The organism is Chryseobacterium nakagawai, from assembly GCF_900637665.1.
Taxonomy (GTDB): Bacteria; Bacteroidota; Bacteroidia; order Flavobacteriales; family Weeksellaceae; genus Chryseobacterium; species Chryseobacterium nakagawai.
Genome location: NZ_LR134386.1, coordinates 2,718,162 through 2,744,135, shown reverse-complemented (window position 1 = coordinate 2,744,135; position 25,974 = coordinate 2,718,162). Strand labels below are relative to the sequence as shown.

25 protein-coding genes are annotated in these 25,974 nt (G+C 35.4%); 12 read left to right on the top strand and 13 right to left on the bottom strand.

The features are described 5' to 3' along the window. Positions 1–70 precede the first annotated feature (70 nt). Positions 71–1,210 carry an aminotransferase class I/II-fold pyridoxal phosphate-dependent enzyme gene (locus tag EL260_RS12425; protein ID WP_123855656.1) on the top strand — a complete coding sequence of 380 codons (1,140 nt, stop codon included), beginning with the start codon at positions 71–73 and terminating at the stop codon, positions 1,208–1,210. A 252-nt stretch (positions 1,211–1,462) separates the two neighbouring features. Here the strand turns inward: EL260_RS12425 and EL260_RS12420 are convergent, their stop codons facing one another. The 12 genes from EL260_RS12420 to EL260_RS12365 all read right to left on the bottom strand — a co-directional run bounded on the left by EL260_RS12420 (position 1,463) and on the right by EL260_RS12365 (position 13,830). Further along, on the bottom strand, positions 1,463–4,189 hold the full coding sequence (locus tag EL260_RS12420) for a sodium-translocating pyrophosphatase (protein WP_123855655.1): 2,727 nt from the start codon (positions 4,187–4,189) through the stop codon (positions 1,463–1,465). Between the two features lie 331 nt (positions 4,190–4,520). Next, on the bottom strand, positions 4,521–5,132 hold the full coding sequence (locus tag EL260_RS12415) for an inorganic pyrophosphatase (protein ID WP_045496234.1): 612 nt from the start codon (positions 5,130–5,132) through the stop codon (positions 4,521–4,523). Positions 5,133–5,149: 17 nt separating this feature from the next. Next, positions 5,150–5,662: a DUF7935 family protein gene (locus tag EL260_RS12410; protein ID WP_123855654.1), complete on the bottom strand. Its 513-nt coding sequence runs from the start codon at positions 5,660–5,662 to the stop codon at positions 5,150–5,152. Between the two features lie 36 nt (positions 5,663–5,698). Further along, positions 5,699–6,631, bottom strand: a complete 933-nt coding sequence (locus EL260_RS12405) for a phytanoyl-CoA dioxygenase family protein (protein WP_123855653.1) — start codon at positions 6,629–6,631, stop codon at positions 5,699–5,701. Positions 6,632–6,706: 75 nt separating this feature from the next. After that, entirely contained in the window at positions 6,707–7,564 is an 858-nt protein-coding gene (locus EL260_RS12400; protein ID WP_228445437.1) for a hypothetical protein, read from the bottom strand. 50 nt (positions 7,565–7,614) lie between these two features. Next, positions 7,615–8,292 carry a RadC family protein gene (radC, locus tag EL260_RS12395; protein WP_123855651.1) on the bottom strand — a complete coding sequence of 226 codons (678 nt, stop codon included), beginning with the start codon at positions 8,290–8,292 and terminating at the stop codon, positions 7,615–7,617. A 24-nt stretch (positions 8,293–8,316) separates the two neighbouring features. Next, the gene (locus EL260_RS12390) at positions 8,317–8,895 is read right to left on the bottom strand and encodes a murein L,D-transpeptidase catalytic domain-containing protein (protein ID WP_123855650.1); all 579 of its coding nucleotides are present in this window, start codon (positions 8,893–8,895) and stop codon (positions 8,317–8,319) included. Positions 8,896–8,908: 13 nt separating this feature from the next. Continuing rightward, positions 8,909–9,577: an ABC transporter ATP-binding protein gene (locus tag EL260_RS12385; protein ID WP_123855649.1), complete on the bottom strand. Its 669-nt coding sequence runs from the start codon at positions 9,575–9,577 to the stop codon at positions 8,909–8,911. Between the two features lie 100 nt (positions 9,578–9,677). Continuing rightward, positions 9,678–10,202 (bottom strand): hypothetical protein, encoded by a 525-nt coding sequence (locus tag EL260_RS12380; protein WP_123855648.1) that lies wholly within the window; start codon positions 10,200–10,202, stop codon positions 9,678–9,680. 170 nt (positions 10,203–10,372) lie between these two features. Next, positions 10,373–11,971: a pyruvate dehydrogenase complex dihydrolipoamide acetyltransferase gene (locus EL260_RS12375; RefSeq protein ID WP_123855647.1), complete on the bottom strand. Its 1,599-nt coding sequence runs from the start codon at positions 11,969–11,971 to the stop codon at positions 10,373–10,375. Positions 11,972–12,080: 109 nt separating this feature from the next. Then, positions 12,081–13,082, bottom strand: coding sequence for a pyruvate dehydrogenase (acetyl-transferring) E1 component subunit alpha (gene pdhA / locus EL260_RS12370; RefSeq protein WP_123855646.1), 1,002 nt, complete (start codon positions 13,080–13,082; stop codon positions 12,081–12,083). Positions 13,083–13,398: 316 nt separating this feature from the next. Continuing rightward, positions 13,399–13,830, bottom strand: coding sequence for an NIPSNAP family protein (locus EL260_RS12365; protein WP_123855645.1), 432 nt, complete (start codon positions 13,828–13,830; stop codon positions 13,399–13,401). A gap of 273 nt (positions 13,831–14,103) precedes the next feature. Here EL260_RS12365 and EL260_RS12360 point away from each other — a divergent pair, with 273 nt between their 5' ends. Then, on the top strand, positions 14,104–14,706 hold the full coding sequence (locus EL260_RS12360) for a phosphatase PAP2 family protein (protein WP_123855644.1): 603 nt from the start codon (positions 14,104–14,106) through the stop codon (positions 14,704–14,706). Between the two features lie 8 nt (positions 14,707–14,714). Next, positions 14,715–15,203 (top strand): BlaI/MecI/CopY family transcriptional regulator, encoded by a 489-nt coding sequence (locus tag EL260_RS12355; protein WP_123855643.1) that lies wholly within the window; start codon positions 14,715–14,717, stop codon positions 15,201–15,203. Between the two features lie 33 nt (positions 15,204–15,236). Here the strand turns inward: EL260_RS12355 and EL260_RS12350 are convergent, their stop codons facing one another. After that, entirely contained in the window at positions 15,237–15,602 is a 366-nt protein-coding gene (locus EL260_RS12350; RefSeq protein ID WP_123855642.1) for an RNA recognition motif domain-containing protein, read from the bottom strand. A gap of 415 nt (positions 15,603–16,017) precedes the next feature. Between EL260_RS12350 and EL260_RS12345 the strand changes: the two genes are divergently transcribed. The 9 genes from EL260_RS12345 to EL260_RS12305 all read left to right on the top strand — a co-directional run bounded on the left by EL260_RS12345 (position 16,018) and on the right by EL260_RS12305 (position 25,949). Next, positions 16,018–16,431 carry a DUF6157 family protein gene (locus tag EL260_RS12345; RefSeq protein WP_123855641.1) on the top strand — a complete coding sequence of 138 codons (414 nt, stop codon included), beginning with the start codon at positions 16,018–16,020 and terminating at the stop codon, positions 16,429–16,431. Positions 16,432–16,527: 96 nt separating this feature from the next. Then, the gene (locus EL260_RS12340) at positions 16,528–16,923 is read left to right on the top strand and encodes an acyl-CoA thioesterase (protein ID WP_123855640.1); all 396 of its coding nucleotides are present in this window, start codon (positions 16,528–16,530) and stop codon (positions 16,921–16,923) included. Beyond that, complete coding sequence (locus tag EL260_RS12335; RefSeq protein ID WP_123855639.1) at positions 16,920–17,480, top strand: helix-turn-helix domain-containing protein; 561 nt, start codon at positions 16,920–16,922, stop codon at positions 17,478–17,480. The genes EL260_RS12340 and EL260_RS12335 overlap by 4 nt, the downstream gene beginning before the upstream one ends. Positions 17,481–17,701: 221 nt before the next feature. Next, complete coding sequence (locus EL260_RS12330) at positions 17,702–20,569, top strand: heavy metal translocating P-type ATPase (protein ID WP_123855638.1); 2,868 nt, start codon at positions 17,702–17,704, stop codon at positions 20,567–20,569. Between the two features lie 9 nt (positions 20,570–20,578). Then, positions 20,579–21,307 (top strand): DUF72 domain-containing protein, encoded by a 729-nt coding sequence (locus EL260_RS12325; RefSeq protein WP_123855637.1) that lies wholly within the window; start codon positions 20,579–20,581, stop codon positions 21,305–21,307. Positions 21,308–21,622: 315 nt separating this feature from the next. Further along, positions 21,623–22,483, top strand: a complete 861-nt coding sequence (locus EL260_RS12320) for a polysaccharide deacetylase family protein (RefSeq protein ID WP_123855636.1) — start codon at positions 21,623–21,625, stop codon at positions 22,481–22,483. 104 nt (positions 22,484–22,587) lie between these two features. Beyond that, the gene (locus tag EL260_RS12315; protein ID WP_123855635.1) at positions 22,588–23,247 is read left to right on the top strand and encodes a YggS family pyridoxal phosphate-dependent enzyme; all 660 of its coding nucleotides are present in this window, start codon (positions 22,588–22,590) and stop codon (positions 23,245–23,247) included. Positions 23,248–23,303: 56 nt separating this feature from the next. Then, a complete protein-coding gene (locus EL260_RS12310; RefSeq protein WP_123855634.1) occupies positions 23,304–24,488 on the top strand; it encodes a sigma-54-dependent transcriptional regulator in 1,185 nt (394 codons plus the stop codon). Positions 24,489–24,587: 99 nt separating this feature from the next. Further along, positions 24,588–25,949 carry an MATE family efflux transporter gene (locus EL260_RS12305; protein WP_123855633.1) on the top strand — a complete coding sequence of 454 codons (1,362 nt, stop codon included), beginning with the start codon at positions 24,588–24,590 and terminating at the stop codon, positions 25,947–25,949. The last annotated feature ends 25 nt before the right edge of the window (positions 25,950–25,974 follow it).

Below are 25,974 nucleotides of genomic sequence, written 5' to 3'. Positions count from 1 at the left end.
TAACACATTTAAAAACATATACTTTATATAATATCAATTTTTTATTACTTTTGATTAAAATACAAAATAGATGAAAGAAATTAACGGATTTACTCATTATTCCTTTTTCACAGAAATGTCTGAATTGGCAGTAAGACATGGAAGCTATGATCTTTCGTTGGGGCTGCCTGATTTTGATATTGATGAACGTTTGAAATCCTTTTTAAGAGAGGCAGCAAATCTTGATACTCATCATTATGAACCTCTTGCCGGAAATCCAGTATTAATCGAAAGCATCATTCGTTTCAACAGTAAACGGAAAAACAGTATTTCTTTAAAAATAAATGAAATCACCATTATACCCTGTGCAACCTTTGCTTTATATACTGCGCTTAAATCTATTTTAAATCAAGGAGATGAAGTTATTATTATCCAGCCTTCTTATTATACGTATTCGCCTTCCGTTGTGATGAATGGAGGCATTCCTGTTTATTATGACCTGGATCACGATCTTACAATTAACTGGGATCAGTTCAAATCCTGCATTTCCGAAAAAACCAAAGCAATAATTATTAACTCACCACAAAACCCCACCGGAAAAATATGGAAACAAAATGACTGGAAACAATTATATGAATTGATAAGCAACCGGGAAATTTATTTAATTTCAGAAGAGATTTACGATACTTACTGTTATGATGAAGCAGCGCATTACAGTTCATTTATCCATCCTGAACTTAGGAACAGGACATTTTGTATTTTTTCATTCGGGAAAATGTTTCATACTTCAGGATGGAAAGTAAGCTATATGCTTGCTTCTGAAGAATTGACCGCTTTATTCAGGAATCATCAGCAATATATTTCCTATAGTGCCAATGCACCTGCTCAATACGCCATTGCCAGGTACCTGGAAGTATTTGACCCTTCAGAAAACAAAACAATAATGCAGAAAAAACGGGATATTTTTAATCGATTGATTAAAGAAACACCTTTGCAAATTGAACAAGAGGCTGAGGGTAGTGTTTTCCAGATTGTCAATTTCAGAAACGTTTCCAAAACGATGACAGATGTAGAGTTTTCAAAATGGCTTACCATCGATAAAAAGGTAGCCTGTCTCCCGCTTTCGGCCTTTTATAACTCCAAGCAGAATTCAGATTACATCCGGTTCAGCTTTGCTAAGAAAGATGAAGTGATTATTCAGGCATTGGAGCATCTTAGAAAAAATCTGTAATGATCACATAAATAGTTTCTTAGGTTGAAAATAACAAAAGCACAAAAGATTTAACAGCATGCTTTTGTAAAACACAAGAAAATTAAAGATTCTCAATAAAGAACACTGTAGTTTTGCCACGAATACACGAATTAATTTTATCACAGATAAAGCCTCTGTGCCTTAAAAATCTGATTTCATTATGTAAATACTTTGAGTTAACATACAAAAAAGCATCGCAAAAGCGATGCTTTACTATTATTTATATTGATCTTAAAGAGCCAGAACTCTTACATCAATTCTCCTGTTTTTAGCCTTACATTCTTCAGTATCATTGGCTTCACAAATAGGATGTTGTGAACCATACCCCTCAGCTTCTATCCTATCGGCTGAAATACCCAACTCCAACAGCTTAAGCTTTGCGGTCTGAGCCCTCAGGTTAGATAACTTCTGATTACTTTCTTCATTACCACTATTGTCAGTATACCCACCTAATTTTATTTTAAGATCAGGATAAGCATTTAAGATTTCAGCAATATTATTCAACTGTAATTCATAACCTGCTTTTAAATCACTTGATCCTGTTTCAAAATAAAGGTTTTCGATGGTATACCACTTATTAGGATCTAAAACAGATTTATCTTTTTGATTCACAGAATTATACAGCTGATACAACTGACTGGTTTCTCCTAATTCTATTGTTTTTCCGCCTTTCAGTTTTACTTTTTGCAGATTTCCGGTTTCATAGACAAAATCTCCACTTTCATTAAGATGCCCTTTTACTTCACCCGGAACAACAGGAACTTTAAGTTCTGAAGACATTGCAGCAACTCCTGAAACTCCCATTAAGCTTTCTATTTTCGCCTTCCTGTTGGCTTCAATCTTATCCTTATGCAATACTGCTAAAGTAGGGGCAATCACCAAAGAAACAATTGACATTAACTTAATCAGGATATTCATTGATGGCCCGGAAGTATCTTTAAACGGATCTCCTACTGTATCTCCTGTTACAGAAGCTTTATGAGGTTCTGAGCCTTTATAGTACGTCTGACCATTAATATCAACCCCTTTTTCAAATGACTTTTTGGCATTATCCCAGGCACCGCCAGCATTATTCTGGAACATCCCCATCAATACACCACATACAGTAGCTCCTGCAAGGAAACCTCCCAGTACTTCGGGACCAAAGATAAACCCGATCAGCAATGGTGAGATAATGGCAATAGCTCCTGGCAACATCATTTTTCGAATAGAAGCATCGGTAGAAATCGCAACACATTTTTCATATTCCGGCTGGGCTTTTCCTTCCAGAATTCCCGGGATTTCACGGAACTGTCTTCTTACTTCTTCCACCATGGCCATAGCAGCTTGTCCAACAGCAGTGATCGCTAATGAAGAGAATATAAACGGAATCATTCCACCAACAAAGAGACCTGCCAGAACATCCGCTCTGTAGATATCAATACCATCAATCCCTGCAATCCCAACAAAGGCTGCAAACAGAGCCAACGCCGTTAATGCTGCAGATGCAATGGCAAACCCTTTTCCTGTAGCAGCGGTTGTATTTCCTACAGCGTCCAGAATATCTGTTTTTTCCCGGACTTCTTTTGGAAGCTCACTCATTTCAGCAATACCTCCTGCATTATCTGCAATTGGCCCAAACGCATCAATAGCAAGCTGCATCGCTGTAGTGGCCATCATTCCCGCAGCAGCAATGGCAACTCCGTATAATCCGGCACATAAATAAGATCCGTAGATTCCACCTGCCAGTACAATAATCGGAAGTAATGTTGATTCCATTCCTACAGAAAGTCCCCCGATAATATTGGTTGCATGTCCGGTAGAAGATTGTCTCACAATACTGGAGACCGGTCTTTTCCCCATTGCGGTATAATATTCAGTAATAATACTCATTAAGGTTCCTACAACTAACCCTACCATTATTGCCCCAAATACTCCCATTTTGGTAAATTCGTGCCCTCTTAGAATCATTTTTTCAGGAAGAACATAAGTTACCAGAAAATAAGATGCTATAGCTGTAATCACAATACTGCCCCAGTTCCCTAAATTCAATGCATTTTGTACACTGGAAGTGGATGAACCTTCATTATCATTGATCTTCACAAATAAAGTCCCTATCATGGAAAAGATGATCCCTGTTCCTGCAATCAACATTGGTAACAAAATCGGTGCAAAACCTCCGAATGAGTCATCAGAAATGGTTTCTCTTCCCAAGACCATTGTTGCCAATACAGTAGCTACATAAGATCCAAAAAGGTCGGCACCCATTCCTGCAACATCTCCCACATTATCTCCCACATTGTCTGCAATAGTTGCCGGATTCCTTGGATCATCCTCCGGAATTCCGGCTTCCACTTTTCCTACCAGGTCAGCTCCAACATCTGCCGCTTTTGTATAAATACCACCACCTACTCTTGCAAAAAGAGCAATAGATTCGGCACCAAGGGAAAATCCTGTAAGAATTTCTATAGTGGTTTCCATTTCGTGGGAATCTACTGTGGCTTCCGGTGCAAAAATCTGTTTAATAATTAAAAATAAAGCTCCCAATCCTAACACGGCAAGTCCTGCCACCCCCATTCCCATTACAGAACCTCCTGTAAAAGAAACTTTAAGAGCTTTAGATAAGGAAGTTCTTGCTGCTTCTGCAGTTCTTACATTGGCTTTGGTCGCTATTTTCATTCCAATAAAACCTGCTGTCGCAGAAAAAATAGCCCCCACCACAAAAGCAAGCCCTATACTCCAGTGAGAATTGGCATTACTTGATCCCATTACTGCCAAAAGAATGGCCACAACGACGACAAAATAGGCTAAGACTTTATATTCAGCTTTTAAGAAAGCCATGGCACCATCAGCAATATGTCCACTGATTGTTTTCATTTTTTCATTTCCTGCATTCTGTTTACTTACCCAGTTGCTCTGAAGAAATGTATACACCAAGGCTACGACACCAAAAATTGGCACTAACACAAATAGATCCATAGTTTAATATTTTTTTGGTAATAGAAAAATAAATATAATAAATAATTACCATCAAAGCATTAAAAAAATCATGGACTTATCATTGTCAACCAAAAGAATCTTAGATAAAGATGACAATTTCTGTAAAAATATGACAGATTGAAAATCAATATAAAAGCTGATAAAATGGGGATTGAAAGCTCTTTTTAATTTTTTAAATCATTAAGAAGAATTAAGACTTTAAGAGTATTAAGCTGAGCGTCTTTTTAGAGAGAAAACTTTATTTTTATTCCAAAAAAAAAGATAAACAGTTTCCTATTTATCCTTTTTATATGATGTATATCAGAGAATCTTATCCTCCAAATTTATCTGCGTAGTCTGTTTGAGAAGCTTTAATCACTTTTCTCGCATGCTCAGCACCGTAAACCTCTTGAATTCTACATTTTGCAGGCTCATCCGGTAAGTTTTTATATGTTAGGAAGTAGTGCATCAATCTTTTTACTTCCGCTTCTGGCAACTCAGTAATATCTCTGAAGTGTCCAAAAGCATGGTCATTGATCATTACTGCTACAATTTTATCATCGGCTTCACCACCATCAATCATTTTAAAACCTCCGATTGGAATAGCTTCCATCAATAAACCTCCTGCGTGGATATTGTGAGAACTTAAAACACAAATATCAAGTGGGTCATGATCTCCCATTGTCACATCAGTAGCTCCTGCTTCTACAGCAAGTCTCATCACTTCTTTATCACAATATGTTCTTGGAACAAAACCATATAAAGCCGGGATGATATTAGAGAATTTCTGAGGCCTGTCTACTTTTAAATATCCTGTTTCTTTATCTACTTCATATTTAATAGTATCTGAAGGAACAATTTCCACAAATACGTTTACAACATTTGGCGCATCTTCTCCTGCAGAAATTCCGTGCCATGGATGTGCTTTAAAATTTGGAATCATTATTTATCTGTTATTTTTTAAGTTATTATTAAAATTTCTTTTCTTAAATCTTCAATTGTTTCAGCAACGTAATCATTGCTTTCCATATAGTTCATGATGAAGATGGTTTTGAACTCATCCAGTTTCACCTCCCCTTTCAAACCGTCATAAGTTTTATGAAGAAGGTCTATAATGGCATTTTTAGAGTCCACAATATTTTTCCAGGAGTTTTTCGTTACATAAAGCTGTTGGGAGGAATTGTATTCAAACTCTTCATTGATTGCTTTTTCTGTAAGGAAAATAAACTCATGAACCGCCAATCCCTTATCAAATCGCTGGATTATATTGGAAGGCTTTATTCTATCCAGAAACAAAGTCATTCTCTCATAAGAATGGGCTTTATTCTCCGAATTCGACTTCACGGTAAGTAATTTGAGTTCCTGGTTTTTAAGAGTAATATACGAGTGTACAAATTGTCTGAGCAAAACCAAAAAAGGAATTGCAATAATTAATGCAAATGCATAGGGTAAATATCCTGAAAGACTCGTCATAATTTTAGACTGCAAAATTACTAATATTTTCTGATATTACAGTTCAAATAATGCAGGTCTTTGTGTAACTTCATGGTAGCATACACTGTTTTCGTCAAAAAAGTGATATACAAGGCTTTTTCGGGTTCTGTTTTCATCAGTATGAGGTTCTCCGCCGTGCAGAATATTGGCATGCCAAATTAACATATCTCCTTTTTTCGCACGGAAAACTTCTTTTTTCAATCCTAATTCTTTGACCTTGTTTTCCAAAAATTCTTCGTAAGCTTTATAGCTTTTCTTCCCTATTTTGAAAGCGGTACCCTCATTATCATAATCAGAATTCAGGAAATAAGGTAATTTATGACTTCCCGGAATATAATGTAATGCACCATTATGTTCATCCACATCTTCCAGAGCAATCCATACTCCTAAAAGTCCTCCCAATGGGAAAGTTGTCATGTGAATACTATCTGAATGGGTTTTCTGCTGGCTTCCGTTAATAAAATTGATACTTTGAAACAATTTGGCTTTACCGTCAAGCAAAACAGACAGAAACTCCAGCAAATTTTTATCGCTTCCTATATTTCTAATGATTTCGGAATGATGAATCGCAAACATGAGTTTGCCTCCATAATGGAATTTTAATGTTCCGTTTTTCATTAGCTTTTCAATCTCAATATTGATGTTTTCTGCGGTTTCAGGACTAATGAAATTTCTTAGGATCATATACCCGTTATCATCATAACGAAGGGCACTATCCTTATTTTCTTCCGATAAACTTTTAAAAAAAGCAGTGGATGTAAGTTGTTGTTCAGCAATACTCCTTTGTTTTTGAGGGAGATGTGCAAAATCTCTACTTGAAATACTTGAAAAATAGCTCTTGTTGACCCCGTATTTTTTATATAATGGAATATTATGCTTTAACTTACTTTTCTTAAAGAAATTATAAAGCATATAGGCTAATTTATAATGACGAATTTGCTGTAACATAACGGTTATTATAAGTGTTTTTAAAGGTACGGAATAATACTAACTTAGAACCAATCTAAACAATGCTTTTTATCATTAAAAAATCCGTCCTTTTAAAAGTAAAGATCCTAATTTTTTAAACAGGTCTTTTTTGGAAGATTCTATGAGTGCATAAGGTTTCAACTCTGGACGGAATCCTCTAAAAAATTCTTCAATATTCGGAATATCTCCTCCTTCAAAATCAAAAACATGAGTCTCTATTGTCTCTTTAATCATCCGGTCAATCAGTACAGAAGCTCCGGAAAGTTTTACATATTCTTTATTACTAAAAGTTCCTAAAAGTGCAACCATATTACAATCCGAATAAGTGGCAATAGCATTGATAATTTCACCATGATAATAAAAAGCTAGAAAACTCAAATATTTGAGTTGGTAAGAGGCTTTATAGATCTCCATAAAACCAGCCAGATCACTTTCTTTGCCAAGCCCTACGATATTGGATTCTATAAAAGCTCTCACTTCATCATAAGAAATATGCCTTATTTCTGAGTGATTCAAAACTTCTTCATCAAGTCTCAGTTTTCTCTTTCTCTTAGGAGAATATCGGGCATAAACTTTTTCATAGACATCAGGATAAATCAAAAAATTTTTCTTTATTCTGAGTTTTGTACGAAGTTCATTACCATCGTTAAATGGATACACTCTAATCAGATAATGACTCTCCAGATAATCTAAAAACTGTTCATTCAGATTTACATTATCCTTGTTAGAGAAAACCCCTAATTGCTGACAAAGTTTTGGATTATGGACGATTTTCACTCCATATTTTCTCACAAAAGGGATTGGCATTACTGCTTCGTAATCATTATATACAAGTACTTCCCATTGTTTGGGAGCTGTAATGTCTAAAAAGTCTTTTGTTGCAGAGTATTTTCTTTGCTCAGAATTTTCCAAACATTGAGAATATTTTACAAAATCAATTTCATGGTATTTCAATCTTCTTATCATAATAATCCTGCGTCCGAAAAGCTAAAATATGAATTCTGTGTAATGATAATATGGTCTAAAAGCTGAATGCTTAATACATTTCCAGCTTCTTTTATTTTTTGGGTAATGTTAATATCTTCTTTGCTTGGCTTAAGGCTGCCTGAAGGATGATTATGAGCAATAATCACTCCTGTTGAAAAATGCTCAAGAGCTGTTTTAAATAGCACCCTGACATCTACGATAGATTGGCTGATTCCACCTTGTGTTAGCTGTGAAGTGTATATTACTTTGTTGCTGTTATTTAGAAAAATAGCCCAAAACTCTTCAGTTCTTAAATCTGACAAATGATTTTTCAGGATTGAATACGCGTCATGACTGTTTCCGATCACTGAACGCTCCGGAATTTCCTGTCCCGCTCTTCTTCTCCCAATTTCCAAAGCTGTAATAATGGAAATGGCTTTAGCTTCTCCTATTCCTTTGAATTTCATCAGATCTTTAACGGAAAGCAAACTTAACTGATGCCAGCTATTGTTTACAGAGGCTAAAATCTTTCTTGCTAGTTCCAACACACTCTCCTCCCTATTCCCACTTCCCATGATAATGGCTAAGAGTTCAGAATCAGTAAGTGAATTCTTACCTTTTTGTAAGAACTTCTCCCGTGGTCTGTCGTCTTCTGCCAAAAATTTTAAGGACATATGGAATTAAGTATAAATTATAGATTAATAAAAGGCATATAAAATAATAGGCAGCTCCGACTTGTCAATGTATTTCGCAGTCTCTTTAAAAGCATTAACTGAAAGCATCGGGCAGCCCAGGCTCAATGAGGTTGCTCTTTCAGATTCAACATCTGGAACGCTGCTAAAAGAATGAAGAACAATCGCTCTCTGCATAGCGTTATCATTAGTTGGATCCAACCCTTTTAAACGGTAAGCTTTTCCAAATTGTCCTACATAGCTTCCTCCAATGGCATATTTTCCAAGAGAAGACTGATAAGAACCTTCAATATTACTGAATTTCAAAGCATTTGATCCTGAGATTACAGATCCTGAGCCATGCGCTACGATAGCTTTTTGTACTATTTTATTATTTTTCAGATCGTAAATGAAGTAGCGGTATTTTCCGGATGGAATTTTAAAGTTAATAAAAATTGCCAGATCCTGATTATAGCCTTTATCTTTAATGAAGCTTTTAATCTCTGAAATTCTGGATTGGGGAATTCCCAACACCTCTGCCTGCTGTGATTCAGCTTTTGAGCAGGAAACTAAAAGTATAAAAAGAAAAAGGAAATGTTTCATCATTGGTGTAAAAAAGCTATTCTATAATCATTCCATCCTTCATAACAAGTTTACGGTCGGTAATTTCAGCCAGATTCGGGTTATGGGTTACAATCACAAAAGTCTGATTATATTTATCTCTAAGATCAAAAAACAGTCTGTGAAGGTCATCCGCATTTTTTGAATCCAGGTTTCCCGTAGGTTCATCAGCAAAGATAATTTTAGGTGAATTGATTAAAGCCCTTGCAACGGCTACCCTTTGTGCTTCTCCACCAGAAAGCTGATTGGGTTTATGATTTAGTCGTTGTTCAATTTTAAGGTCCTCAAACAAGGCATAAGCTTTTTCAAGAGATTCCCTTTCATTAGCTCCTGCAATTTTAGTAGGAAGTAAAACATTTTCTAAAGCAGTAAATTCAGGAAGCAGCTGATGAAATTGAAATACAAAACCAATATTTTGATTTCTGAATTTTGATAACTGTTTATCATTCATATTGATAAATGACTCTCCTGCAATCTCAATTTCAGTATCATATTTCCCAGACTGAGTAGGATGATCCAACGTTCCTAAAATCTGCAGCAATGTTGATTTTCCTGCACCAGATTCCCCAACAATAGAAACCACTTCCCCTACTTTGATGTGAATATCAACTCCTTTCAGTACTTCTAAATTCCCATAAGATTTATGGATATTTCTCGCTTTAATCATGATTCAAAAATAGTAAATATAAATAGAACAAAACAATATTGTAACTATAAATATAATAAATACATCTACTAATAAAAACCAATAATCAATGCAAGAATATTCAGAATAATCTTATTAACTTTTTTCCTGTAGTATGTAGTATTTTCTTATATCGATATTCTTTATCTATAGTATAAGATTTCCCTTCTAATCCATAAGTAAGCTTAAGATTTAAAGTATAATCTGAATGATCACAATTGACATAAAAATATCTCGCAGCAGCGCTATGATGAATTATTTCATTGGAAGATTGTTTAAAGAGAATACCTTTGCTACTCTGTAAGTTCTCTACATCCACAGGAATTTCTTTTCCATCTGAACGAAGAGTTACTTTAATTTTATCAATAACAACAACAGGCCCATTCTCTTTCTTACTGTCAGCAAATAGAAATGTATTAATCGTGTAATAAATATCACCGTCTTCACTTCTCAAACTCGGGCTTAAACTAAAAACATTATTTTCTGAAAAAATAGTATTTTCTCTGGGCTCCGATTCTAAAACATATTCAGAATCACTTGCCAAAAAGAATACACCTAATATAGCAAGCGCAATTATAACACAAACAACACCTATCTTATTCATCATTTTTTATTTTTATAGATTCCGGAAAATTATTTCATAAATATAATATTTTCTTATGAAGAGAATTGGAATACAACGATGTTACTCACATCTATATTTAGGTTTTTTCCTTAGCTCTCCAAAAATAAAAAACCTCCCGGTTGGGAGGTTTTAGTATATATCTTTTAGAAAAATTACAGTAACAAAGTTAATGGATTTTCTAAATAAGTTCTTAGTGTTTGTAAGAATTGAGCACCTGTAGCACCGTCTACAACTCTGTGGTCACATGCCAATGAAAGTTTCATAGTGTTTCCTACTACAATCTGACCATTCTTAACGATTGGCTTCTCGATGATTGCTCCTACTGAAAGGATGGCAGAGTTGGGTTGATTGATGATACTTGTAAATGTCTCGATTCCAAACATTCCAAGATTAGAAATAGAGAATGTAGATCCTTCCATTTCATTTGCCTTAAGACCTTTATTCTTAGCTCTTGAAGCCATATCTTTTACAGCTGCAGAAATCTGAGTGTAAGACATTTGATCCGTATTCTTCAATACAGGAACTACCAATCCGTCAGGAATAGCTACTGCCACTCCAACGTTAATATTTCCTCTGTGGATGATCTTATCACCTGCCCAGCTTGAATTTACCTGAGGATGTTTTCTTAGAGCAATCGCAGTTGCTTTAATAATCATATCGTTGAATGAAATCTTCGTATCCGGAATAGAATTGATCTCTTTTCTAGCTTCAATGGCTTTATCCATGTTGATTTCAACCATCAGGTAATAGTGAGGAGCAGAGAACTTACTTTCAGAAAGACGTTTTGCGATAATATTTCTTACCTGTGAGTTTGGAGTCTCTGTATCTTCTCCCTGAACGAAGTTTACAGCAACCTGCGCAGCAGCACTTGCAGCCGGAGCTGAAGCCGCTGATTTTGCAGCTGGCTGATAGTTTTCAATATCTTTTTTAACGATTCTTCCGTTTTCACCTGAACCTTGAACACTATTGATGTCAACTCCTTTATCCTGAGCCATTTTCTTAGCTAATGGAGAAATTGCCACTCTGTCAGAAGATGAAGTGTTAGCAGCCGGAGCAGCTTTTTCTTCAGCCTTAGCTTCTGCTTTTTGTTCAGCTGGTTTTTCTGACGCCGAAGCAGCAGCTTTAGGAGCTCCTACAGATGAAATATCAGTTCCTGCAGGGCCAATAATAGCTAATACAGTATCAACCGGAGAAGCACCACCTTCTTCTACACCTTGCTTCAATAGTACTCCATTGAATTCAGATTCGAAATCCTGTACCGCTTTATCTGTTTCAATTTCAGCAAGAAGATCACCTTCTTTTACTGTATCACCAACATTTTTGTGCCATTTAGCAACCTTACCTTCTGTCATTGTATCAGAAAGTCTTGGCATTGTAATCACTTCTACTCCTGCCGGAACTTCTGCTGAAGCAGTTTCCACAGTTTCTGCTTTAGGCTGTTCTTCTGATTTTTTTTCTTCAGAACCTGCACTGGGAGCAGCCGCTCCACCTGTTAATCCCGAAATATCTTCTCCTTCATTACCGATAATTGCCAGAACAGAGTCTACAGCAGCTGCAGCACCTTCTTCTACACCAACGTATAAAAGGGTACCTTCTATTTCAGATTCGAAATCCTGAACTGCTTTGTCAGTTTCAATTTCAGCTAAAATATCTCCTTCCTTTACTTTATCGCCTACTTTTTTATGCCATTTCGCCACTTTACCTTCCGTCATAGTGTCGGAAAGGCGGGGCATCGTAATTACTTCTGCCATAATTTATTTTAATTTGAAAATTTAGCAATCTGAAAATCTGAAAATTAAAAAAGGATGTAATATCATCTCATTCTCAAGTTTTCAAATTGTCAAATTAACTCATTATCTTTTAGTTTTCTAATTTGTCTAAGAATGGATAATTTTCCTGAGCATACACATACTCATAAATTTTCTCAGCGTCTGGATATGGAGAGTTCTCCATAAATTCGATGCACTCTTCAACAAAGTCTCTTGACTTGTTATCCATAGCTTCCAATTCAGCTTCTGTAGCCCATCCGTTTTCAAGAATTCTGTGTTTTACCAATTCAATTGGGTCATCATTCTTATGAATAGCTACTTCTTCTTTAGATCTGTAAGGCTCAGCATCAGACATAGAGTGACCTCTGTAACGGTAAGTTCTTGCTTCAATAAATGTCGGTCCATCTCCTCTTCTAGCTCTTTCAATAGCTTCGTAGGCTGCTTCGGCTACTTTTACAGGATCCATGGCATCTACTGCAAGACAAGGCATTTCATATCCTAATCCTAATTTATAGATATCTTCGTGATTCGCTGTTCTTTTTACAGAAGTTCCCATTGCATATTGGTTGTTTTCAACAACAAATACTACAGGAAGTTTCCAGTTCATAGCCATGTTGAATGTTTCATGTAATGACCCTTGTCTTGCAGCACCATCTCCGAAGAAACAGATATTCACCGCTTTTCTGTCGAAATATTTATCTGCAAAAGCAATACCTGCTCCCAAAGGAATTTGTCCTCCAACAATACCATGTCCTCCGTAGAAACGGTGCTCTTTACTGAAAATGTGCATAGATCCACCCATACCTCCGGATGTACCTGTAGCTTTACCACAAAGTTCAGCCATGATTCTCTTAGGATCTACTCCCATCGCCATTGGATGGATGTGACATCTGTAAGCAGTAATCATACTATCTTTTGTAAGATCCATTGCATGTGTAAATCCGGCAGGAATTGCTTCCTGGCCATTATACAAATGTAAAAATCCTCTGATCTTTTGTTTTAGGTAAAGAGAACGGCATTTGTCTTCAAACCTTCTCCACATTGTCATATCTTCATACCACTTCAGGTATACCTCTTTAGAAAATTCTTTCATGTGTTAGCTCTTGCTTTTTTATGATGAAATAGTTGAGCAAAATTATGAAAAAAACTTTGTTTTTATTGTATGCATAAGTAACTTTTCGTTTTTTCTCTAAAATCTACTTGCAGGCGGAATGGATTATTCTTAATTTTCGACCCTAAGAAACATTTTTAAAACAGCATTCCGGATGTTATTTTCTTATTAAAATATATAAGAAATCAGCCTGCCAGTATAGTTTCCCTGAAATAAAAGATAAAACTGAGATCAAAAAAAAATCACATTTTGTTCTCCCAATTCTTTCATCTTTAATTATTGTTAATATCTCTTTTGGTTATTTCAAGAGCCTCTTTTCCGGTGAAAATTCTGTAATTTTCAAGGTTCTGTCTTCAATATTATTGACAAAATCACCATGAAGCTTTGCAGTCTGCATCTTAATATCTTTCCATTCTTTATCTGCCATAAAAGCCTGCCATGCCATTTTCATAGTATTTTCATCCGTCCATTCAAGCAGGTAAACAAATTCTGTTTTTCCTTCAAATTCAGACTCCCAAATGGATACGATATTGAATCCATATTTTTTCATGATTCTCAAGGCGTGGTCTCTAAACCGATCTAAAAAAACTTGCTTATTCTCCTTCGGAATTTCATAGATTCTCAATTGATGAACAGGAGTTTTTGTGGAAGAAAATTCTTTTGAAGAATAATTTTGTCCAAAGGTCAGACTCCCTGAAAGAAGCAGAAAAAATACAAGTAATTGTTTCATATATAGATATTAATGTTAGCTTATTAACTGTCATTAAGCCTTTCTTATCTTTACGATTTCAAAAATATTCAATGATAATTATTCTTTTCTTCTTTAAAAACAAAAGTTATTAAAGTTAAATATTTTCAAAAAGAAACAAAAGAAACATCTCATATCTTAAAGATCATTAACGCTTACCACTATTTTCAACATCTTGCAATCTATCTATAGAATCAACCAACCGTCATTTGTTTTTTGGGCTTATAATCTTATATTTGATTTTTAAACTTAAATATGGAAGAAAAAGAATCTTCGCTTCTCTACAAAATATCAAAGGTTATCTCTGATTTCTTCAACCCGCTGGTTTCTCTGATTATCTTTTTTGTGTATATGAGCATCAGGGAGTATACATTTAAGGAATCCCTACTTTATTTTCTACCCATACTATTAATGATTATTGTTCCAGTCATTATATGGCTAATATGGAATGTAAAAACAGGAAGGTACACTAATATGGATGTTTCCAACCGGATACAGAGAAAGACACTCTATGTATTTATTGCGGCTTGTATTATTATTTACCTTGTTTTTAATTATATCAAAAATGGATATATTGATCTGGTCACCCTTTTTATTTTAATCCTGCTTTTTGCCCTTCAGATTAGTAATTTTTTTATTAAAAGTTCAATGCATACTGCATTTAATGTGTTTGTAGCTGCATTATTTTTTACTTTAGACTGGAAAATGGGTATTATATGGCTGGGAATCGCCAGCCTGGTAGGTCTTACCAGAATTATTTTAAAAAGACATACGATAAAAGAAGTATTTATGGGAGCTGGAATAGCTTTTATGGTATCTTTTATCTATCTTTATTGCAATATACAATTTCAACATTAGAAGAATATATGAAAATCAATCATCTTACTGCCGCGGAAGAAAACTTTATGAAGCTGTTTTGGAAAATGGAATCTTTCTATCTGAAGGACGTTATGGAGCAGCATCCGGAACCTAAACCACACCAAAACACGGTTTCCACATATTTGAAAATATTGGTTGAAAAGGGATATCTATCTACGGAAAAAGAAGGACGGATCTTCAAATACACGGTAATTGTTCCGTTTGAAGAATACAGAAAATTTCTGTTAAAAGAACTCACGCACAACTTTTTCAATGATTCCGGAAAAGAAATCCTTGAATTTTTATTCAGTGAAAAATTACTTACACAGGGTGATCTTAAAGGGTATTTTGATCTTAAAATTGAAATCAAGCCTGCGAAAATTGAAGAACCAAAGTTTGAAGTCGCTGATGAGATATTAAATCCGAAGAAAGAGAAAAAAGTGAAAATCAGCAAAGAGAAAGAAAAAGACAAAAAGAAGAAGAAAAAGAAATCATAAAAAAAGCGGCTTAAAAAAGCCGCTTCATATTTTTTACCAACGATTTCCGCCGCCGTTACCGCCACGGTTGTTACCACCGTAACCTCCGCCACCATTTCCACGATTGTTACCACCGTAACCTCCGCCTCTGTTGTTATCGAAGCTTCTTCTTGGCTTCTCTTCTCTTGGCTTAGCTTCAGATACGTTTAATGTTTTTCCGTTGAATTCTTTTTGATTAAGAGCTTCAATAGCCTGCTGTCCTTCTTCATCACCCATTTCGATGAAACCAAAACCTCTAGAACGGCCAGTTTCTCTGTCTGTTACGATTTTAGCTGATGATACATCACCAAATTCTGCAAATAGATCGTGCAACTCATACTCTTTAGTTGCGTAATTGATGTTTGAAACAAAAATGTTCATTTTAAAATAAATTAAAAAATTAATAAAAATTTGGTATATAAAAGAAAAGCAACATAAATTAATGAACAAATATTGATTCCAAATATAAACGTATGCAAGATACAATTAAAAACTTCAAATCAAAGCTTTTTTTTATCTCTTTATCACATTCATTTGAATTTAGTTTAAATACTCAATCAAAAGAAATTATTAAACAATTGAAAATCAATACATTAAACACTATATCATATGAAAAGTTAAAGTTAGTTAACATAATAAAAAATCTTTCAAATTATTATAAAAAAGAAATAATTATCCCCAATAATTGAAACTATAGATAAGGTTAATGGGGTTTCAGCAGGTGATATTTTAGCATATAGAGAATAATAGTATATTTATAGTTGCGTTTACCGCCATATTTATAAGGCCATAAATTATGAAACAACACTCCACTAATTATCTCAATACTCTTATAGAAGTTGCTGAAGACTGCCCTGTTTCTAAAGCACAGGTTCCACCTGAAAAGAAAGAAAAGACCTTAGCAAATCTTCAATATGAAAAAATTAGTAAAAATCCTTACCAATACTCCTCTGATGATATTATTTTTGAATGTTACGCTTTTCAGCATGATATTTTAGAAAATGAAAAGCAGGCAGAAAGAGACAAATTCTTTTCCAAAGGTCAAGCCTGCCTACGATCCTCTCCTCTAGCCAAAAGATATGGATTTGGGTTTCATCATAATAAAGAAGGGAAAGTAGCCTTATATCCTATAGAAAGTGAAGAATATTACAACCTATTAAATGATCCCAGCATCGCGAAGACAAAAGCAATGCGCTCCAAAAGAAAATGATTGAGAAAATGAATAGTTCTCTTTTGATCAATAAATACTATTCTTTTGATAACCCCAGCTTTTAACACTAAATTTGTACTGCAAATTATTAAGAACATGAACTATCATACAAGAAAATGGGTAAAACCTGAAGATTTAAACCCTAACCACTCTCTTTTCGGAGGAAGACTTTTACAATGGATCGATGAAGAAGCGGCATTATATGCCATCATCCAGCTTGAAAATACGAAAGTAGTGACTAAATTTATTTCTGAGATCAATTTTGTAAGCTCCGCAAAACAGGGAGATATTATAGAAATCGGTATCGAAGCCACTCATTTTGGTTCGTCCTCTATTACTTTAAGATGTGATGTCCGTAATAAAATGACCCATCAAACAATTATCACTGTTGATAAAATCGTCATGGTTAATCTAGACAGCAATGGGAATCCTGCTCCCCATGGTAAGACCCAGATTGAGTTTGTAAAAGACAGGTTAAATAGTGGAATATGAAAATTTTCATCAAGAATATGGTCTGCAACAGATGTATTGCCGCAGTAGAAACCATCTTTAACAATGCAGATATAAAGACCAATTCCGTTATTCTGGGAGAAGTGGAAACTGAATCAGAAGTTTCCACAACCATCATGCAATCTATTGAAGAAAAATTGCTTGCAACCGGTTTTGAGAGAATCATGGATTCTTCACATCAGCTTATTGAAAAAATTAAAAACCTCGTTATTGTAAAAGTTAGTGAACTTGACATTGATGAGGATTTTCTTGTTTCTGAATTTTTAAGCTCAAAACTTCATAAAGATTATAGCTCCCTTTCAAAAACATTTTCACAGAATGAAAACATAACTCTTGAACAGTTTTTCATTCTTCAAAAAATAGAAAAAGTAAAGGAGCTCCTTTTATATAATGAATTCAACCTAACTGAAATTGCAGGAAAACTGGGCTACAAAAGTGTTCAACATCTTTCTACCCAATTCCGTAATGTTACCGGATTCACCCCTACAGAATTTAAGAAATTAAAAGATCACCATAGGAAGTCTCTTGACAGCCTTTAATTGATCTTGAGAGGTGGAGAGTATTAGAGTTTGAGGGTTTGAGAGTCTGGGAGTTTAATGTTATAATAAACAATCAACCCATAACCTCCACTCTAATACCCTAATACTCTAACATTCTCAAACTCTAATACTCTCAAACCCAAATTCTATAACTATTATCCTTAAATTTATAACAGCCTTAGATTTTCATTTTGGAGATTTGCAGTATAAATTTAAGAATCATGGAACAACAGTATAAAATACTCGGAATGACCTGTTCCGGTTGCCAGAAAAAAATATTCAATCAATTGAACAGTATTGAAGGAGTTACAGCCGATGTAAACTTGGAAAACAATACTGCTACTATTGCCTCTGAGCACGCGGTTGCTCTTTCCGTTTTAAATGAGTCCTTAGCGGAAATAGGAAAATACAGACTTGAAGATCCTGATAATCCTGAAAAAGCTTTTGTAAAACCTCAGGATCGTGTATCACCATCGTCAGTATATTATTGTCCAATGGAATGCGAAGGAGATAAAGTATATTTCAAACAGGGAGAAAGATGTCCGGTTTGTAATATGTATCTAGTTCCCATCGAAGAAAAGCTGGCAAAAGATCCTAATCACAAACCGACTTATTCAGCGACAAATCTTCCGGAAAACTTTAAAGACAGTGTTGGAAAATACTATTGTCCAATGTTCTGTGAAGGAGATCAAGTATATGGTGAAAAAGGAGACTGTCCTGTATGCCACATGCACCTGGAGGAGATCTCTGAAGAGATGGCTAAAAATGCAGTTTCACACCAAGCTCATTCGCATTCACACGCTCATAATCATAATCATAATCATAATCATAATCACGAAGCCCCTAAGGTTACTGATGAAATGGCAGGAAGATATTACTGCCCTATGTATTGTGAAGGAGATAAAACTTATGATTCCAATGTAGGATGTCCGGTTTGCGGAATGGACCTTGTCAAATACCCGGAAAAGAAAACAGCGAAATATACCTGCCCTATGCACCCTGAAATCATCAGTGATGAACCGGGAAGCTGTCCGATCTGTGGGATGGATCTGGTCAGAATGCCTGATAGTGGTGACGATGAAGAAGATGAAACCTACAACATTCTGAAAAGAAAATTTCTGATTTCATTAGCCTTTACCATTCCTGTTTTCATCCTCTCTATGGGTGGGATGTTTATAGATTTCCCTTTTTCCCACCAAATCCAAGGGTTTATTGAGCTGGCATTAACGCTTCCTGTTATGTTTTATTCCGGCTGGTTTCTGTTAAAAAGAGGCTGGGTTTCATTCAAAACATGGAATCTTAACATGTTTAGTTTGATTGCACTGGGGGTCGCTGCGGCGTTTATTTTCAGTATTACAGCATTAGCTTTCCCGGATATTATTCCTCATGAAATCCGTGGACATAATCATGAAATCCCGTTGTATTTTGAAGCAGTCTGTGTTATTCTTACCCTGGTTATCCTGGGACAGTTGATGGAAGCTGCTGCCCATAAAAAAACAGGAAATGCAATTAAGGAATTGATGAACCTGTCACCGGATGAAGCTAATCTTATGGTGAATGGTGAAGAAAAACGAGTATTGCTGTCTCAGGTGAAAATCGGGGATCATTTAAAGGTAAAACCGGGTGAAAAAATTCCGGTTGATGGAAAGATCATAGAAGGAAACTCTATCGTGGATGAAAGTATGATTACAGGAGAACCCATTCCTGTTGAAAAAAACGTTGATGATAAAGTTTCTTCAGGAACCATCAATGGAAATCAGGTATTCATTATGAAAGCTGAAAAAGTTGGCGATGAAACCTTACTTTCACAGATCATTAAAATGGTGAATGAGGCAAGCCGAAGCAGAGCACCTATCCAAAAACTGACAGATAAGGTATCAAAAGTATTTGTACCTGTTGTCATTCTTATTGCAGTTCTTACCTTTGTATTATGGCAGTTCTTTGGTCCTGAAGGAAAAAGAAGCCTATTTGCTTTTGTGAATGCTGTAGCTGTTTTAATTGTAGCTTGTCCATGCGCCTTAGGACTGGCAACTCCGATGTCCTTAATGGTGGGAATCGGAAAAGGAGCTAAGAATGGTATTCTCATCAAAAATGCCGAAGCTCTGGAACAAATGAATAAGGTAAACGTTCTGATTACCGATAAAACAGGCACTTTAACGGAAGGAAAACCTTCTGTAGAGCATATTGAAACGGCAAACAATGAAGATAAAAACCAGATTTTAAAACTTGCCTTTTCACTGAATCAAAACTCAGAACATCCACTTTCCAATGCCGTTATTAAAAGGGCAAAGGATGAAAATATATCTGCAGAAAAAGTAGAACAGTTTGAAAACGTTTCAGGAAAAGGGGTAAAAGGAAATATCAATGGAAAAACAGCTTATCTTGGAAATGAAAGTCTGCTAACATCTCATCAGATACAGATTCCTGATACCTTAAAGCAGAAAGCAATAATAGTTCAGTCAAAAGCTCATACTATTTCTTATGTTGCTCAGGACCATAACGTCTTAGGATTTATAAGCTTTACGGATAAAATTAAAGCAAGTTCTAAAAAAGCAGTCCATCAATTAATGAGTGAAGGAATTGATATCATAATGATGACCGGAGACAATGAACACACCGCAAAAGCTGTTGCAGAAGAATTAGGCATCAAACATTTTAAAGCAAATTGCCTTCCTGAGGATAAACTAAATGAAGTAAAAAAATTACAGCAACAGGGCAAAGTCGTTGCCATGACCGGAGATGGAATTAATGACTCCCCCGCTCTTGCCCAATCCGATATAGGTATTGCTATGGGAACTGGTACTGATGTAGCTATTGAAAGCGCAGAAATCACATTATTACAAGGAGATATTTTAGGTGTAGCAAAAGCGAAGCTGTTAAGTGAAAAGCTGGTTAAAAACATCAAAGAAAATCTATTCTTTGCCTTTATCTATAATGTTTTGGGAATTCCGGTTGCGGCAGGATTATTGTATCCATTCTTTGGAATTTTGTTATCACCAATGATTGCCGCTGCAGCGATGAGTGTAAGTTCATTATCCGTGATTCTGAATTCATTAAGATTAAACTCAGTGGATCTGGATATAAAATAAAATAATAGGATGAAAAAAGGAAATCTTTACATCGGATGTTCGGGATTTTATAATAATGACTGGAAAGGGTCATTATATCCTGAGAATGTTTCAAGTAAAGATTTTCTTTCTTTATATGCGGAATCTTTCAATGCTGTTGAGATCAATTCCACATTTTATAGAATTCCTACTGCCAAAACACTTTTAAAATGGTATGATGAAACCCCCGAATCATTCAGATTTTTCATCAAAATTCCTAAAGCTATTACCCATCAAAAACGTTTGGCAGATACAAAAGAAGAAATTATAGCATTCTGCCAACATATCTATAAGCATCTTCATCAAAAACTTTCCGGATTCTTATACCAACTTCCACCCTCCTTTAAAAATACTCCTGAAAATATTGATTTGATCATGAACAATATTGACAGCAGCTTTTTAAATGTCATTGAGTTCCGTCATGAATCCTGGTGGAAAAATGACATTTTTGATCTTTTAAAAAGCAAAAACATCGTTTTCTCAGGGGTAAGTTTCCCAGGAAACCTCCCTGAAGATATCGTTATCAATCATCCTGATACAATATACTACAGACTTCACGGAAAACCGACACTATACAAATCCGAATACAGCGAAAGCTTCCTTAATAACCTTGCAGAAAATCTTTCCAATACCCAACAGGTTTCCTTTATATTCTTTAATAATACCTGGGGAACTGCGGCTATTAAAAATGCAATGTACCTGAAAAGTATTTTCAAATAAGCAAAATACTGCCAGAACTTACATTGATTACCTGAATGGCAATTTGTTAAAATAAAATAATTCCCAAACAAAGGAAGAATGCCGTTATCTCAACAAAAATAGAAAAAGACTATCGCTTTAGTATTTATAAATGTTAAGATTTATGGAAAACGAAACCATAACATAACAATCACCGCGTTAATAAAAAAACACCTTAAAATAAACTTCTTAAAATAATCTTAAAAAGGAAAACCACAAAGAAATATGGCATATAATTTGTTAACATTCAAGTGTTATTTTTAACGATTTTTAACAATTTAAATTTCCATTACCTTTATGAGAAAAATTTTTGCGGGAAAGTCAACAAATAAGGCTTTTCTCGGGATGTTTGCATTGATGAGTGCAACTTCAGTAGTATTAAACAGCTGTAATTTTAAAAATGATGTGAACGAAACGTTGAGTTCACAGGAACATCCTACCGCAGAAACCGCTCCCAAAATGGACGATGAAAGCGTAGATCCTGATAAAAGAGTGATCTACCTTACTTTTGACGATGGCCCTAATCAGGGAACAGAAAATCTTTTAAAAATTTTAGACAAAAGAAATGTGTGTGCCACCGCTTTTTTGGTTGGAAGACATGCCTATGGAAGTACAAAACAAAAAAAAGATTTTAAACTTTTAAAAGAAAATCCTTTAATTGAATTGGCCAACCACAGCTTCACCCATGCTCACAACAAATACTCTGATTTTTATAAAACTGCAGATGCTGTTGTCCGCGATTTTGATATTGCTAAAGATAGCCTGAAGCTTCACAATAAAATAGCAAGAACTCCTGGGAGAAACATCTGGAGGCTTAACAATATTAATGTAACAGATATCAAAAGCTCCACCACTGCGGCAGATGGCCTTAAAAGAGCAGGATACAAAGTTATTGGTTGGGATCTGGAATGGAGGCCTACTCACAAGATGACATTAAAAGGGAGTCATGAAGCCATGCTGAAAAAAGTTGACAGCATTTTTTTAAATGATCTTGAAAAAACTTCAAGACACCTTGTTTTCCTTACTCATGACCAATATCTGAGAGATACGGATTCTATTAACGAATTGGATTTGTTTATTGAAAAGCTACAGAAAAGCAACAAGTTTGTTTTCAGAAAGATTTCACAGTATCCGAAAATCAATGAAATATTGAATTAGTTCAGAAATTTAAAGAATAGATTAAACAGGTTCTTCACAAGAAAAACCTGTTTTCTATCATTTTAGACTTTGAACCTTACACTAAATTTCAGAAATTTGCATTTATGAGTATTAAGGAAAATTATAAAGCGATACAGGATCAGCTTATGTCACACGTTCAACTGGTTGCCGTTTCAAAAACGCATCCGGTTTTTGCTATTCAGGAGGTTTATGATCTTGGCCAAAGAGTCTTTGGAGAAAACAAGGTTCAGGAATTGATGGAAAAAGCGCCTCTTCTGCCTCAGGATATTCAATGGCACCTGATCGGGCATCTGCAGACCAACAAAGTAAAATATATTGCTCCATTCATAGATACCATCCAAAGTGTAGATTCAGAAAAGCTATTGGCTGAAATTAACAAGGAGGCAGGCAAAAACAATAGACGTATTAAGGTATTACTTCAGGTAAAAATTGCTGCAGAGGAAAGTAAATTCGGGCTTGATGTCTCAGAAGCTCAAGCAATTTTCCAACAATATATTGATGGAAAATTCCCTGATATTGAAATTACAGGATTGATGGGAATGGCAACTTTTACGGATAATGAGCAACAGGTGAAGAAAGAATTTTTAACTTTAAAAGCCCTTTTTGATGAATTAAATCAACTAAAGCCTTTAAAAACATTATCAATGGGAATGAGTGATGATTTCCCAGTGGCTATTGAATGTGGAGCCAACTCTGTAAGGGTAGGATCTGCAATTTTTGGAAGAAGAGACTATTCCCAATAGAATATTTAGGTACAGTTTTTGCTAATAATTGAAACAAAAAATTTAAATTTGCGACTATGCAAAAAATCCTTATAGTAGAAGACGAAAAAGCAATCTCAGGAGTACTTCACAGTATTCTTTCTGACGAACTTACAGATTATGAATTTGTTATCGCCGAAGATGGCCTTGAAGGTTACAAACAGATAGAAAAAGAAGATTTCGCGTTGGTGATCTCTGATATCAAAATGCCTAAACTTTCAGGAACTGAGCTTTTGAAGCAGAGTCTCTTATTAAAACCTGAAACAACATTTATCATGATTTCAGGCCATGCAGACATTGATTCTGCCGTTTCCTGCCTGAAAGAGGGTGCATACGATTTTATTTCTAAGCCTATTGATATCAACAGGCTTATTACAAGCGTAAAAAATGCTTTAGCAAAAGAATCTCTGAAGAAAGAAAACAAAAACCTTCAGACTGAAAATAAAACGTTAAAGAGAAAAGTAAATAAAAAATACCAGATGATCGGGAACTCTCCTGCCCTGCAGAAGATTCAGGATATGATCGAAAAGGTAGCAGTTTCTGACGCCAGAGTTTTGATTACAGGACCCAACGGTGCCGGAAAGGAATTGGTAGCTCACGCCATTCACAATCAAAGTGAGCGTGCAAGAGGACCAATGGTAGAGGTAAACTGTGCTGCTATCCCGTCTGAGCTTATTGAATCTGAACTTTTCGGGCATGTGAAAGGTTCTTTCACGGGTGCTATTAAAGACAAGCAGGGGAAATTTGAACAGGCTAACGGAGGAACGATCTTCCTTGATGAAATTGGAGATATGAGTCTTATTGCTCAGGCTAAGGTATTGAGAGCTCTTCAGGAAAGTAAAGTATCTCCTGTCGGAAGCGACAAAGAGATAAAAGTTGATGTGAGAGTCATTGCAGCAACAAACAAAAATATGCAGAAAGAGATTGAGGAAGGGAAATTCAGAGAAGATCTTTACCACAGACTTTCTGTGATTGAAATTTATGTTCCCCCATTGGATGACAGAAAAGACGACATCAAATTATTGGTTGAACATTTCTCCGGTATGATTGCTGATGAGCATGGTACTGCTATGAAAAAGTTTGATGATAAAGCTATTGATGCTTTAAAAGCTCTTTCATGGACTGGAAATATCAGAGAGCTAAGGAATGTTGTGGAAAGATTGATTATTCTTGGTGGAAACACTGTTTCTGAAAGTGACGTTGCAAGTTTTGTAAGGAAATAATACAACTATTATTACATATTATAAAAATTTGCAGTACCACTACTGCAAATTTTTTTTTTGACTATTTTGAATAATAAACGATATGAATCTTAAAATACTATGAAATTTTTAAACAAAAACTACACAAAAGAATGCCTGACTTTGGCTCTACCTGTAATGCTTACCCAGGTAGGGCAAGTTTCAGTGAATTTATTCGACAATATTATTGTTGGAAAGCTTTTAGGCGCTGATGCATTGGCGTCTGTTTCATTAGGTAATGCTGTGTTCTTCTCTATATTTGTATTGGCCCTTGGATTTTCATTTGCCATACCACCATTGGTTTCAGAAGCACATTCAAAACATGATCATGATACAATTAATTCTGTATTCAGTCACGGTTTTATCATTAATATGACGGTGGGAATATTGCTTACAATTATTCTTTTACTAGGAATGCCTCTACTCTATCACTCGGGACAGCCTGCAAAGATTATTCCTGATACGGTAGACTTCTTAAGCATTATGGTCATCAGTATGATTCCATTCATGGCTTTTCAGACGCTTCGTGAGGTTTCTGAAGGCCTTTCATACACTATTGGAGTAACTAAGGCTACCATCATTGCTAACATTATCAATATTGTCTTAAACTATGTATTCATCAAAGGACTTTGGGGATTCCCTCCAATGGGCGTAAAAGGATCTGCTTTAGCAACCTTAATTTCCAGAATTTTCATGGTGGTTTTCCTTTATTTTGTATTGCTGAAGGAAAAGAGAACGAGACGCTATATCAAGGATTTTTCATTAAAAATTCAAAGTTTCTCAAAAGCAATGTTTAATAAAATGGTAAGATTAGGGTTGCCTACCGCATTACAGATGTTCTTTGAGGTAACTGCTTTTGCCGGTGCAGCATTCATCTGCGGATTAATTTCTGCACATGATATTGCCTCTCACCAGATTGCTTTGAGTATGGCTTCGTTTACCTTCAACCTTTGTGTTGGATTTAGTGTGGCTTCTACGGTAATGATTGGAAGGAAACTGGGTGAACAAAACTTTGTTGAGCTAAGAAAAGTCGGGATTAATAACCTAAAGATAGCTTTTATCTTTATGTGTATCTGTGGATTGGTTTTTATCCTGGGACGAAACATACTGCCAACATTCTTCACGAAAAAAGAAGAGGTTGAAGTAATCACCCTGGCTTCCAAATTGATGATTATTGCGGCCCTATTCCAGCTATCAGATGGGATTCAGGTAACCGCTTTAGGAATGCTGAGAGGGTTACAGGATGTGAAGATCCCGTCAATCTATACTTTTATTGCCTATTGGGTGATTACAATTCCTTTAGGCTATTTATTCTGTGTAACATTGGAAATGGGAGCTTTCGGAATGTGGATCGCTCTTGGATTAGGATTAACGGTTTCTGCCGTATTCCTGGTTAAACGATTCCTGAATATGTCTGCCAAACGAATTAAGCAGAATACATAATATTTAAGAGGCTGTTTCAGTAGAA

Bases quoted from the DNA above. Each gene is read 5' to 3' on its own strand.
- EL260_RS12355 (WP_123855643.1), top strand. From the start codon at position 14,715: ATGAAAATCAATCATCTTACTGCCGCGGAAGAAAACTTTATGAAGCTG.
- EL260_RS12310 (WP_123855634.1), top strand. From the start codon at position 23,304: ATGCAAAAAATCCTTATAGTAGAAGACGAAAAAGCAATCTCAGGAGTA.
- EL260_RS12410 (WP_123855654.1), bottom strand. From the start codon at position 5,662: ATGACGAGTCTTTCAGGATATTTACCCTATGCATTTGCATTAATTATT.
- EL260_RS12350 (WP_123855642.1), bottom strand. From the start codon at position 15,602: ATGAACATTTTTGTTTCAAACATCAATTACGCAACTAAAGAGTATGAG.
- EL260_RS12305 (WP_123855633.1), top strand. From the start codon at position 24,588: ATGAAATTTTTAAACAAAAACTACACAAAAGAATGCCTGACTTTGGCT.
- EL260_RS12375 (WP_123855647.1), bottom strand. From the start codon at position 11,971: ATGGCAGAAGTAATTACGATGCCCCGCCTTTCCGACACTATGACGGAA.
- EL260_RS12415 (WP_045496234.1), bottom strand. From the start codon at position 5,132: ATGATTCCAAATTTTAAAGCACATCCATGGCACGGAATTTCTGCAGGA.
- EL260_RS12320 (WP_123855636.1), top strand. From the start codon at position 21,623: ATGAGAAAAATTTTTGCGGGAAAGTCAACAAATAAGGCTTTTCTCGGG.
- EL260_RS12390 (WP_123855650.1), bottom strand. From the start codon at position 8,895: ATGATGAAACATTTCCTTTTTCTTTTTATACTTTTAGTTTCCTGCTCA.
- EL260_RS12380 (WP_123855648.1), bottom strand. From the start codon at position 10,202: ATGATGAATAAGATAGGTGTTGTTTGTGTTATAATTGCGCTTGCTATA.
- EL260_RS12345 (WP_123855641.1), top strand. From the start codon at position 16,018: ATGAAACAACACTCCACTAATTATCTCAATACTCTTATAGAAGTTGCT.
- EL260_RS12325 (WP_123855637.1), top strand. From the start codon at position 20,579: ATGAAAAAAGGAAATCTTTACATCGGATGTTCGGGATTTTATAATAAT.
- EL260_RS12385 (WP_123855649.1), bottom strand. From the start codon at position 9,577: ATGATTAAAGCGAGAAATATCCATAAATCTTATGGGAATTTAGAAGTA.
- pdhA (WP_123855646.1), bottom strand. From the start codon at position 13,082: ATGAAAGAATTTTCTAAAGAGGTATACCTGAAGTGGTATGAAGATATG.
- EL260_RS12340 (WP_123855640.1), top strand. From the start codon at position 16,528: ATGAACTATCATACAAGAAAATGGGTAAAACCTGAAGATTTAAACCCT.
- EL260_RS12360 (WP_123855644.1), top strand. From the start codon at position 14,104: ATGGAAGAAAAAGAATCTTCGCTTCTCTACAAAATATCAAAGGTTATC.
- radC (WP_123855651.1), bottom strand. From the start codon at position 8,292: ATGTCCTTAAAATTTTTGGCAGAAGACGACAGACCACGGGAGAAGTTC.
- EL260_RS12405 (WP_123855653.1), bottom strand. From the start codon at position 6,631: ATGTTACAGCAAATTCGTCATTATAAATTAGCCTATATGCTTTATAAT.
- EL260_RS12330 (WP_123855638.1), top strand. From the start codon at position 17,702: ATGGAACAACAGTATAAAATACTCGGAATGACCTGTTCCGGTTGCCAG.
- EL260_RS12365 (WP_123855645.1), bottom strand. From the start codon at position 13,830: ATGAAACAATTACTTGTATTTTTTCTGCTTCTTTCAGGGAGTCTGACC.
- EL260_RS12425 (WP_123855656.1), top strand. From the start codon at position 71: ATGAAAGAAATTAACGGATTTACTCATTATTCCTTTTTCACAGAAATG.
- EL260_RS12420 (WP_123855655.1), bottom strand. From the start codon at position 4,189: ATGGATCTATTTGTGTTAGTGCCAATTTTTGGTGTCGTAGCCTTGGTG.
- EL260_RS12335 (WP_123855639.1), top strand. From the start codon at position 16,920: ATGAAAATTTTCATCAAGAATATGGTCTGCAACAGATGTATTGCCGCA.
- EL260_RS12315 (WP_123855635.1), top strand. From the start codon at position 22,588: ATGAGTATTAAGGAAAATTATAAAGCGATACAGGATCAGCTTATGTCA.